Source organism: Pseudomonas sp. MWU16-30323, from assembly GCF_020515595.1.
Taxonomy (GTDB): Bacteria; Pseudomonadota; Gammaproteobacteria; order Pseudomonadales; family Pseudomonadaceae; genus Aquipseudomonas; species Aquipseudomonas yamanorum.
Map to the genome: position 1 here is coordinate 1 of NZ_JAIWYM010000061.1, position 10,375 is coordinate 10,375.

The following is a 10,375-nucleotide window of genomic DNA, read 5'->3' on the forward strand; positions in this document are numbered from 1 at the left end:
ATATCAGCCATAACCGAAGAAACGGATATGTACTCAATCAACCCCGACCCACCTCAACATCCCTCCCCGAAGCCCCAATCCTGCGCAACAAAGGCAACACCTCCGCCCCCACATGAATCGACTCTTCCAGATGCGGAAACCCCGAGAGAATAAAGCTGTCCACCCCAAGCTGGTGATACTCCTCGATCCGCTCTGCCACCCGCTCATAACTCCCCACCAGCGCCGTCCCGGCCCCGCCCCGTACCAGGCCCACACCGGCCCAGAGGTTGGCCGAAACCTCCAGCTCCCGCGCCCCACGCCCACGGCCTTTCATCAACTCGGTCTGGCGACTCTGCCCCACCGATTCATACTTGGCCATCTGCCGCTGCGCCTGGTCAATGGCGTCCTTGGGAATCTCCTCCAACAGCCGCTCCACATGCGCCCAGGCCGCCTCGTCAGTGCGATCGGCAAAGATGTGCAAGCGCAACCCAAAGCGCAACGTCCGCCCCTGCATCGCGGCCAACTCACGCATCCGCAGCACCCGCTCGGCAATCATCGCCGGCGGCTCACACCACATCAGGTACGTCTGTCCATGGGCAGCCCCCACCTGCTCGGCAGCCTCGGAGGCACCCCCAAAATAGATCGCCGGCACCTCGGCCCCAGGCGCCACCGGCGTGTTAATCCCACTGCGGTAGTAGCGCCCCGGATGCGCCGGCTGCTTGCCAGCCCACACCGCCTGGAACACCTGCAAAAACTCCGCAGTACGCGCATAACGCTCATCGTGTTCGAGAAAGTCCCCCAACGAACGCTGCTCAAAACGGCTGGACCCCGTCACCACATGCAACGCCAGGCGATTCTCGCTGAGCAATTGCAAGGTCGCCGCACGGTGGGCGGTATAGGCCGGCAGCTCCATGCCTGGTCGCAACGTCAGGAGGAATTTAAGCCGCCGCACCTCCTGGGCCAGCACCGCGGTAATCAGCCAGGGATCCTCGAAACCGCTGGCGGTGGGCACCATGATCCCGTCGAACCCGGCCTGTTCGGTAGCCCGCACGATCTGGCGCAGGTAATCGAGGGTGGGGGCACGTTCGCCTTGCTGGAACAGCCCGACCTTGGGCAGGCCGCTGCTGGTGAGGTGGCGACCGTCGCCATTGGTGGGCAGGAACCAGTCGAGCTGGATCGGGGGGCGAACCTCAGTGTTCATGGTGCAGGCGCTCCTTGCGCAGGCCGTGTTGAAAAAGCAGCGGCAGGATCTGTTCACCAAAGCGCAGCACTTCGCCGACCGCCGGGCCGCCTTGCAGGATGATGTGGCCAAGGCCCAGGCCGTGCAGTTCCTGCAGGCGCGTGGCGATTTGGCGGGGCGTGCCCACCAGGATCAACGGTTGGCCAGGGTGCAGTTGCAGCAGGTTCGGGTGGATCTCCCACTGGCGCAACGGGTGACGGTCGCGGGGCACGGTGGCGATGCGGTGGTTGGGCAGGTCTTGGGTCGGCAGCAGGGCGGCGGCGGTTTCCCAGGCCAGGTCCTCGCTGTCGCCGATGACCAGGCCGAAGGTACAGGCAAAGTCCAGGCCAAGCTGAAGCTGGCGCCAGCGTTGTATTTCCTGGGCCAGCCACTGCGGATGCCCAGGCCGCAACAGGCAGACCTGGGCGTGGCCAGCCACCAGCGCGTGGCTTTGGCTGTCGTCCAGCACCAGTGGCGGCGCGGGCAGTTCGCGGCGGGCGACGCCGGCGTTTTCCAGTTGGAAATAGCGGCCTTGATAATCCAGGCCGCCGTCATTCGGTGTCAGCAGTTGTTGGAGAATCTCCAGGTATTCGCCGATGCGTTCGCTGCGCTGGTCGCGGTTCAGCCATTCGCCAAACGCACTGCGCAGGCTGCCTTGTTCGCCGTCGGGCAAGTGCAGGCGCACCCGGTGGCTGCTGATCGATTGCAGGCTTTGCAGGGTGGTGGCCAGGGCCGCCGGCAGCATGACTTCCGGCGGTACGCTCACCGACAATTGCACCCGTCGGGTGTGGGCGCATAACGCCGCCGCCACACCGAGGCTGTCGGCACACAGCGCGCCGCCGGGGATCCACAGGCCGTCGATGCCGGCGTATTCCACCGCCTGGGCCAGCTGGATCCACTGCCCCGGCCGCGCCGCCCAGTCGGGGGTACAGAGGGGCATCAACCAACTGAATTCAAGGGGCATACACGGGCTCCATAGTTTGGCATCAGCATCACGCGTCGTCGTAGCAGCTGTCGAGCCCCGGCGAGGCTGCGTTCGCGGTGTATCTGGCACACCGCTACGCAGCCTCGTTTCACTCGACAGCTGCTACGGGAGCTGACGCTTTCAGGGCGTTTGATCATCCTACTCTCGTCCTCTCCATCCGAGGGCCGGGGCGATGTCCCGGGCGATGATTTCCAGGCGCTTGAGGATCTGCGCCTGGGTCGAGCTTTCGGCCTGGACCACGGCGATCACGTAGTCAGCATAGGGCAGCAGGGACGGGTCCTGTTGCAGGCTGGCGATCACTTCGTCGGGATGGCCGTGGTGCACGTTCATCAGGCGCAGGTGCTCCTGCAGGTCCACGGCTTGATCAATCAGGCCCTCGCGTTGCAAGCGGGGGATGTGGCGCTCGATATCCACCGCCAGTTCCGCTTGGGCACTGGCACGATCCGCTGCCGGGAAAATTGCCCGCACCACGCCGATTCTCGGTGGGCGGTCGGTGCGGGTCCAGGCGTTCAAGTAAGCATCGGCCAGGGGTTTCTGCACCGTCAGCGGATCGTGGGTGGCGGTGCCCAGCAGCAGGCCGTTGCCCTGGCTGGCGGTGTATGCCGCGCCTTCGAGGCTGCCGTGGGAGTGCCACAAGCGGCTGCTCAAACCGGTTGCTGGCGGTTGCAGGGTCAGCGCGCTGTGGGGCATCAATGCCTCGCCGTCGAGTAACTGCTGGACCTGCTGCTGGTGTTCGCTGAAATCGACCTGGCGTTGCACGGCATCACGGCCAAACGCGCTGAAATTGTCGAGGTTGGCGCCGCCGCTGCCCAGGCCCAATTGCACCCGGCCGCCGCTGAGGGCATCGAGCACACTGGCGTCTTCCGCCAGGCGGATCGGGTCTTCGAAAGGCAGCACGATCACCCCGGTGCCCAGTTCGATATGCCGGGTTCGCTCGGCCACCGCCGCCAGCAATACCAGCGGCGACGGCAGCCGGCCGAAGCCGTTGCTCAGGTGGTGCTGGGCAATCCAGCCACCGTCGAAACCGAGGGCCTCGGCGACTTCGAATTGTTCGATCAGGTCGCGGTAGACCTGCTGAGGATCGTCGCCAAAGGCGTGGCTGAGAAAGCCCAGTTTGAAGCTCATGTGAGGGTTCCTTGGGGCAGTGTCAGTTGCCAGCCGAGGGCCGGGGCGATCTGTTCGCGGATGATTTCCAGGGCACGGATCGCCTCCCGCAGCGGGGTGCTGGCGGTCTGTACTTGCAATACCAGGTGGTCATTGGCCGTCAGGCTCGGGCCTTGCTGCAACTGCTCGATGATCTGCTCGACCGGGCCGTGCAGGATGCCGAGGCGCCTGAGGGTGGCGTCGAAATCATCATCCACCGGCGCCTTGTACACGCCGATGCTCTGTTGGCGTTGCACGTAGGCCTGGATATCGTTGCGCGTGGCGGCGTCCGGGTTCGGGATCAGCGCCTGTACCCGGGTGACACGGGGCGGGGTGCCGTTGTCACCGGTCCAGGCGTTGCGATAGCGGTTGACCAGTTCTACCCCGGCTTCGGGCGGCAGGTGCGGGTTGGGCGCCATGATCAGGCCGTGGCCGCGCTCGGCCACCCGTTCCACCCGTGAGGTGGCTTCCCAGATTCGCTGCCCAAGGCCGGCTGCCCGTGGCAACAGGCGTGAGCCGCTGTCGGTCAGGGGGGCGTTGCCCAGGGCATGGATCAACTGTTGCAGGTGCTGCTCATAGTCGCGGTGGCGCGCCTCAGGCTCACGACCGAATGCGGTGAACGTGTCGGGATCAAAACCCGCACCCAGGCCCAGCTCCAGCCGGCCATTGCTCAACAGGTCCAGCACCGAGGCGTCTTCCGCCAGGCGCAGCGGCGCTTCCTGGGGCAACACGATTATCCCGGTGCCCAGGCTGATCCTGCGGGTGCGCTGGGCGATGGCGGCGAGCAATACCAGGGGCGAGGGCAGGCGGCCGTTCTCGCTGGCGAAGTGGTGCTGCGCCACCCAGCCACTGTCAAAGCCCAGCTCTTCGGCGACCTTGAACAACTCCACGGTGTCGCGGTAGACCTTGGGCTCGAAGCCGGGGCTGTAGACCCGGCTGAGAAACCCCAGGGAAAAACGCGAACTCATGGCAGCACCTCGCGAGCCAGTTGTTTTTGCAGCGCGGGGCCGGCATTGATCGACTCCGGCAGGCCGCTGAACGGGCTGATGGTCAGGTAACCCTTGTTGAGCCATACCGCCTCATCCTGCTTCTGCTGCTCGGCGGTGGCGACGGGGCTGTACTGGAAGCCGATGCCGGGTTTGCCCGGCAGTTTGAATTGCTTGAGGTCGTCGGTGTACACCGCTTCAAAGCCCACGTAGCTGCCGATGCGGGTGAGTTTCACGCCCTTGATCTGTGGGTCTTTTGGCAGGTTGATATTCAGGCCCAGGCCCTTGGGCAAGAGCGCGCCGTCGGGCTGGCGATGCTGGTCCAGGGCATTGACCAGCTTCGCCACCAGTTGCGCCGCGCGTTGTGGGTCTGCCTCCTTCAAATCGGTGCTGACCGCCAGCGCCGGAATGCCCGCCTGCACCGCGACACTGGCGACGTTGAACGTGCCGGAAGCGCTGTTGATCGCCCCCAGGTTATTCCCTGGGTTGGGGCCGACGATCACCAGGTCGGGGTGGGGCATGACTTTTTTCAGGCCCATCAGCAAGGCCATCACCGGCGTGCCGCTGATTTCGATCTGCACGTCTTTGCCGGCGCATTCGGGGCTTTGGCACACGCCGTTTTCAGTGGTGCTGATGTAGTAACTGTCGGGGTAGGCCGGGTCGTCGTCATGGCCAACGGTGACTTCGCGACCAAAGAAAAACGCACCGCCCCGTGCGCTCTGGTCGGCCTGCGGTGCGGCAATCCGCACCGTATGCCCCTGGGCCTTGAGCTCGGTGTACAGGGCGCGAATATTGGGGTGCTGATAACCGTCGTCGTTGCTCAGCAAAATGTTCAGGGCAAAGGCCTTCGAGACGAACAGGCTGCCGACTGCCAGCATCCATGCGCTGCGCTTCATGGTGTGACTCCCCGGGTAAAGCGATTGGCCGGGCGCGGCAGGCCGAGGTTTTCCCGCAGGGTGGTGCCTTCGTATTCGGTGCGGAACAGCCCGCGTTGCTGCAGCAGTGGGATCACCTGCTCGACGAACAGGTCGATGCCACCCGGGAAGTACGGGAAGAACACGTTAAACCCGTCACAGGCACGGGCTTCGAACCACTGCTCGAAGAAGTCGGCAATGTCTTCGGCGGTGCCGATTACCGGGTTGCCGGCGGTCAGGTGCAGGTACAGCTGGCGGATGCTCAGGTTCTGGCAGCGGGCCAGTTCCAGCAGTTTGTCGCGACGGCTGCCGCGCTGGCCTACCGGGGTTTCCGGCAGCGGGCCGTCGAGGTCGTAGCCCGACAGGTCGATGTCATCGCCCAGGGTATCGGCCAGGAAACGCAGGCCCAGCACCGGGTCCACCAGGGCCTGGAACTCTTCGAACAGCGCCTGGGCCTGTTCGCGGGTTTCGCCGATAAACGGGGTGACACCGGGCAGGATCTTGATGTGGTCGGGGTCGCGGCCAAAGGCGGCGGCGCGTTGCTTGATGTCTTGATAGAAAGCCTGGGCGCCGGCCAGGTCATGGTTGACCGCAAAAATCAGCTCGGCAACGCGGGCGGCGAGGGCCTTGCCGGGTTCCGACGCACCGGCCTGCACCAGCACCGGATGGCCCTGTGGAGGGCGGGCGACGTTGAGTGGGCCACGTACGGAAAAATGTTCGCCGCGATGATTCAGGGTGTGCAGTTTGGCCGGGTCGAAATACTCCCCGCTGGCCTTGTCGCGGGTGAAGGCGTCGTCGTCCCAGCTGTCCCACAGGCCCTTGACCACATCGTGGAATTCTTCGGCGCGCTGGTAGCGGTCGCCATGGTCGATATGGGTTTCGCGGCCGAAGTTCCAGGCCTCATCCGAGACCACCGAGGTCACCAGGTTCCAGGCAGCGCGCCCCTTGGACAGATGGTCGAGGGAGGCGAACTTGCGGGCGATATGGTACGGCTCGTTGTAGCTGGTGGTGGCGGTGGCGATCAGGCCGATGTTGCTGGTGACGGCTGCCAAAGCGGCCATCAGGGTCAAGGGTTCGAAGTGTTCGGCGCGGGCAGTGCGGCTGAGGGCGTCATGATGATGGCCCCACAGGGCGACCACGTCGGCGACGAACAAGGCGTCGAATTTGCCGCGCTCGGCGGTTTGCGCGATGTGTTTGAAGTGCTCGAAATCCAGGCTGGCATCCGCCTGGGCCAGGGGATGGCGCCAGGCTGATACATGGTGGCCGCTGTTGGCCAGGAAGGCCCCCAGCTTGAGTTGATCGGTACGTCGGGTCATGGACAGGCTCCCGCAAAAGGTCAGGCGCAGGGCCGGCGAACCGGCCCCGCGGGCTGGGTCAGAAGGCGTACGTCACGCCGGTGTACCAATAGCCACCGGTGGTGCCGTAAGGCGAAAAGGTACCGTACGGGAAGCCGCCGGAACTGCTTACCAGGTCGGTGCGTTTCGGGTACTTGTTGAACAGGTTGTTGGCCCCCGCATTCAGGGTCACGGCCTTGGTCAGGTGGTAGTCGATGTTCAGGTCGGTGATCCAGGTCGGCGCGAAGTTGCGGTCGTAGATCTCGGCGGTGCCGTACTCGGTGTAGGAGCCGTAGCGGGTCAGGTTGAGGCTGGTTTCAACCTTGTCGTAGGTCCAGGTGGTGCCCAGCAGCAGCTTGGATTGCGGCAAGCCGTACTTGAGGTTGCCCTGGCGCTGGCGGTCATAGCCACCGTCCGGGCCGAGGGCCTGGGCGGCCACGGTCGAGGCGTGGATCGAGTCGATCTGGGTGGTGTTCCAGTTGAAGCCGGCGCTGTATTTCAGGCTGCCATAGGCACCGATGTCCTGGCGGTAGTCGCCCACCAGGTCGACGCCGCGGGTGGTGGTGTCGAGGGCGTTGGTGAAGTAGGTCACCGCCTGGTTCGGGTTGAGCCCGGCGGCGGCGAGGATCGCGCTGATTTGCGGCGTGCCGCCCAGGTAACCGGTCTGGGCGATGCGGTCCTTGATCACGATCTGGTAGGCATCCAGGGTGATGTTGGTGTTGTCAGTGGGTTGCAGGGTCAGCCCGATGCTGTAGTTGGTCGACTTTTCAGGCTTGAGGGTGGTCGCGCCCAAGGCCTTGGCCACATCGGAGTTCACCGCCACGTTGCGGTAGTCGAACAGTTGCCCGTTGACGCTGGTTTGCGAGGTGGAGCTGTAGATCTGCTGGGCCAGGGACGGTGCGCGGAACCCGGTGCTGACGGTGCCGCGCAAGGCCAGGATCGGGGTCAGCTGGTAGCGGGTGGAGAACTTGCCGTTGGTGGTGGTGCCCGAGCCGTCGTTGTAGTGCTCGTAGCGCCCGGCCAGGTCCACATGCCATTTGTCGGTGAGGTCCTGGCCGATCTCGCCGTAGCCCGCGAGGCTGATGCGGCTTTTTTCGGCGGCGTCGGCCGGGGTGGTACCGGCACCGGAAATGGTCCCGGGTGGAATGATCGCGCCGTTGGCACCGGTGTCGAACGGCCCGCTGGCGTAGGAGGCGAGGTCACCCTTGCCGATCTTGTAGTCTTCGTAGCGCTGTTCCAGGCCCCAGGAAATCTGCGTCGGCTTGTACAGGCCGAGGTCGAAGGCGCGGGTCAGGTCGAGGTTGTTGGTCCACTGGCTGAAGGTTTTTACGCCGGTGTCGACCGAGGTCGGTGAGTTCGGGCCGTAGCTCAGGTTGTAGGTGTCGGTGAGGGTGGCCCGGGCATGGTCCTGGCCGTAGGTGCTCGACAGGTCATAGTCCCAGCCGGCGGCCTGGCCCTTGCCGCCAAACGCCACCTGGAAGTCGTCTTCGATGAAGCGCAGGTTGTCTTCGATACCTTCCGGGTACGGGGTCTGGATGCCGTTGAACGACGGCGGCTGGTGGAATGCCAGGGGCTTTTCCGAGTTGCGGTGGGTGTAGGTCGAGAACGAGTACAGGGTCAGCGCGTCGGCGACCGGCAGCTCGGCGTTGTAGCCGAGGCTGAAGTTCTTCGCCTCGGGCAAGCCGGTGCCGTAGTAGGTGTGGCGTTGGCTGGTGTTGCCGGCACTGTCGGTGTACGGCGCCGCATCGGAACGGTCCGAGACGTCCTGTTTCTTCACGTCCAGGGCGAGGTTGATGAAACCGTCGTTGGGCAGGGCCAGGCCGACATTGCCGGTTTGACGCACGGTTTCGCCATCGCCGTTTTCATAGTTCTGGCCGTAGGTGGTGGACAAGCTGCCGCCGTGGTCGGTTTGCTTGAGCACGATGTTGATCACGCCGCCGATGGCGTCCGACCCGTATTGCGCCGAGGCGCCGTCACGCAGGACTTCGATGTGATCCACCAGGGCGGTGGGGATCATGTCCAGGTCCACCGGTTGCGAGCCGGAGTTGAGGGAGGTGGCGTTGTTCAGCAGCGCACTGTTGTGGCGGCGCTTGCCGTTGACCAGCACCAGCACCTGGTCGCCGTTCAAGCCGCGCAGGCTGATGGGGCGCACGATCGAGGTCGAACCGAAGCCCGACGAGGCCGGCTGGTTGAGGGACGGCAGCACCTTGCTCAAGGCACGGGTCAGGTCGCCCTGGCCGGTGGCGAGCAACTGCTTGGAAGAAATCACGTCCACCGGCGCCGGGCTGTCGGCCAGGGTGCGGGCCTGGCCACGGTTGCCGATGACCACGACGGTGTCCAGGGGGTTATCGCTGGCCGGGGCGTCGGCGGCGAGGGTCAGGCTGCTGTAGCTGACGGCCTCGCACACGGCGAGGAACAACAGGGTATGGGCGAAAGCCTTGCCGGGTTGGCGGCGGCCTGCGGCGCGTGATGGATTCATGATGTGCAACACTCCAGTGTGGTTAGGCAACGGGCCTTGTTCGAGAACGGCTTGTTAAGTTCAAGCTCTGGTGGAGGCAGGAGAGCAAAGGCTGTGCCATCGCTGAAAAGTCTTGGATAACAAGGAGTTGTTGGAGGGTTTACGGGGCGGGTGGTGTTTTTCTAACAGGCGGGAGGGCAGGGTGTTGGTTTTTGTGCAGGGGATTTTTTCGCGAAGCTGCTAGCGTACGCTGGGCCGGGGGAGCGCCTCCTTGGCACACCCCTTGCTCTCCCCACGCCATACCTAAACCCAAGGAAGCTTTTCTGTATGCCTAGACCTGGCCCGCGCAACGCCCTCACTGATATTCCCGGCCTGGAGGTTGGCCACGCCACAGACCTGTACGCCGACACCGGCGTCACGGTGATCCGCCCGGATGGTTTCTGGACTGCCAGTATCGACATTCGCGGTGGAGGCCCAGGTGGTCGCGAAACCGCGGCGCTGGAGCCGGAGAACATGGTGGGCCAGCTGCACGCGCTGGTGTTTGCCGGTGGCTCGGTGTTTGGCCTGGCGGCGGCGGATGCGGTGGCGGCGAAGTTGTCCCAGGACCAGGTGGGGTTGCATTTGAAGCCGGGTGCACCGGCGATTCCTATCGTGCCGGCGGCGGTGTTGCATGATTTGGCGAATGGCGGGGACAAGGATTGGGGCCTGGAGCCACCTTACCGGCGGCTGGGGTTCGAGGCGCTGGCCAATGCCGGTCCGGAGTTTGAGCTGGGCTCTGTCGGGGCCGGGCGTGGGGCCATGGCCGGGGTGCTGAAAGGCGGGCTGGGGACGGCGTCCCTGGATTTGGGCGATGGGTTGGTGGTTGCCGCGTTGGTGGTGGCTAACCCGATTGGTTCGGTCTACATGCCGGATGGCGAGACGTTCTGGGCCTGGCCCTGGGAGGTGGCGGGGGAGTTTGGTGGGGCGCGGCCGGTGACGGAGATGGATTGCAGTGATCCGATGCCGGAGTTGTCGCGGCTGGATTCCATGGGGCGTCTGCAAGCGGGGGCCAATACCACGCTGGTGGTGGTGGCGAGTACGGCGCGGTTGACGGTGGCGGAGTGCAAGCGGGTGGCGATCATGGCGCAGGACGGGATTGCCCGGGCGGTGCGGCCGGCGCATTTGCCGTTTGATGGGGATACGGTTTTTGCGTTGGCTTCGGGGGCAGTGGAGGTGGCGGATGGGCCTCGGCGGCAGGTGGAGATTGGGCGGATTGGGTCGGCGGCGGCTGATTGTGTGGCTCGGTCGATTGCTCGGGGGGTGTTTGCTGCGCGGGGTTAGGGTGGGGTGTATATCCGTTATTTTTGTCATGGCGGCT

Annotated in this window: 8 protein-coding genes; 1 reads left to right on the forward strand and 7 read right to left on the reverse strand. The window is 64.8% G+C overall.

Annotated features, from left to right (window positions below; translation table 11 throughout):
• Window positions 1-37 precede the first annotated feature (37 nt).
• The 7 genes from LIY45_RS30185 to LIY45_RS30215 all read right to left on the reverse strand — a co-directional run bounded on the left by LIY45_RS30185 (window position 38) and on the right by LIY45_RS30215 (window position 9,039).
• On the reverse strand, window positions 38-1,180 hold the full coding sequence (locus tag LIY45_RS30185; RefSeq protein ID WP_003218626.1) for an LLM class flavin-dependent oxidoreductase: 1,143 nt from the start codon (window positions 1,178-1,180) through the stop codon (window positions 38-40).
• On the reverse strand, window positions 1,170-2,162 hold the full coding sequence (locus LIY45_RS30190; protein WP_226478656.1) for an LLM class flavin-dependent oxidoreductase: 993 nt from the start codon (window positions 2,160-2,162) through the stop codon (window positions 1,170-1,172). The genes LIY45_RS30185 and LIY45_RS30190 overlap by 11 nt, the downstream gene beginning before the upstream one ends.
• A 159-nt stretch (window positions 2,163-2,321) precedes the next feature.
• On the reverse strand, window positions 2,322-3,308 hold the full coding sequence (locus LIY45_RS30195) for an LLM class flavin-dependent oxidoreductase (RefSeq protein WP_177020866.1): 987 nt from the start codon (window positions 3,306-3,308) through the stop codon (window positions 2,322-2,324).
• Window positions 3,305-4,294, reverse strand: a complete 990-nt coding sequence (locus LIY45_RS30200) for an LLM class flavin-dependent oxidoreductase (RefSeq protein ID WP_226478657.1) — start codon at window positions 4,292-4,294, stop codon at window positions 3,305-3,307. Before LIY45_RS30200 ends, LIY45_RS30195 begins: the two co-directional genes overlap by 4 nt.
• Window positions 4,291-5,208, reverse strand: a complete 918-nt coding sequence (locus LIY45_RS30205) for a 5'/3'-nucleotidase SurE (RefSeq protein ID WP_226478658.1) — start codon at window positions 5,206-5,208, stop codon at window positions 4,291-4,293. The genes LIY45_RS30200 and LIY45_RS30205 overlap by 4 nt, the downstream gene beginning before the upstream one ends.
• Window positions 5,205-6,542 carry an LLM class flavin-dependent oxidoreductase gene (locus tag LIY45_RS30210; protein ID WP_226478659.1) on the reverse strand — a complete coding sequence of 446 codons (1,338 nt, stop codon included), beginning with the start codon at window positions 6,540-6,542 and terminating at the stop codon, window positions 5,205-5,207. Before LIY45_RS30210 ends, LIY45_RS30205 begins: the two co-directional genes overlap by 4 nt.
• A gap of 58 nt (window positions 6,543-6,600) precedes the next feature.
• Window positions 6,601-9,039 carry a TonB-dependent receptor gene (locus tag LIY45_RS30215; RefSeq protein ID WP_003218616.1) on the reverse strand — a complete coding sequence of 813 codons (2,439 nt, stop codon included), beginning with the start codon at window positions 9,037-9,039 and terminating at the stop codon, window positions 6,601-6,603.
• A gap of 306 nt (window positions 9,040-9,345) precedes the next feature.
• On the opposite strand from LIY45_RS30215, the gene LIY45_RS30220 reads away from it, so the two are divergent.
• Entirely contained in the window at window positions 9,346-10,338 is a 993-nt protein-coding gene (locus LIY45_RS30220; RefSeq protein ID WP_003218615.1) for a P1 family peptidase, read from the forward strand.
• Window positions 10,339-10,375 lie beyond the last annotated feature (37 nt).

What these genes read in the sequence shown, in the direction of transcription:
- LIY45_RS30210 (WP_226478659.1), bottom strand. Translation starts at nt 6,542, where the DNA reads ATGACCCGACGTACCGATCAACTCAAGCTGGGGGCCTTCCTGGCCAAC.
- LIY45_RS30195 (WP_177020866.1), bottom strand. Translation starts at nt 3,308, where the DNA reads ATGAGCTTCAAACTGGGCTTTCTCAGCCACGCCTTTGGCGACGATCCT.
- LIY45_RS30190 (WP_226478656.1), bottom strand. Translation starts at nt 2,162, where the DNA reads ATGCCCCTTGAATTCAGTTGGTTGATGCCCCTCTGTACCCCCGACTGG.
- LIY45_RS30185 (WP_003218626.1), bottom strand. Translation starts at nt 1,180, where the DNA reads ATGAACACTGAGGTTCGCCCCCCGATCCAGCTCGACTGGTTCCTGCCC.
- LIY45_RS30200 (WP_226478657.1), bottom strand. Translation starts at nt 4,294, where the DNA reads ATGAGTTCGCGTTTTTCCCTGGGGTTTCTCAGCCGGGTCTACAGCCCC.
- LIY45_RS30205 (WP_226478658.1), bottom strand. Translation starts at nt 5,208, where the DNA reads ATGAAGCGCAGCGCATGGATGCTGGCAGTCGGCAGCCTGTTCGTCTCG.
- LIY45_RS30215 (WP_003218616.1), bottom strand. Translation starts at nt 9,039, where the DNA reads ATGAATCCATCACGCGCCGCAGGCCGCCGCCAACCCGGCAAGGCTTTC.
- LIY45_RS30220 (WP_003218615.1), top strand. Translation starts at nt 9,346, where the DNA reads ATGCCTAGACCTGGCCCGCGCAACGCCCTCACTGATATTCCCGGCCTG.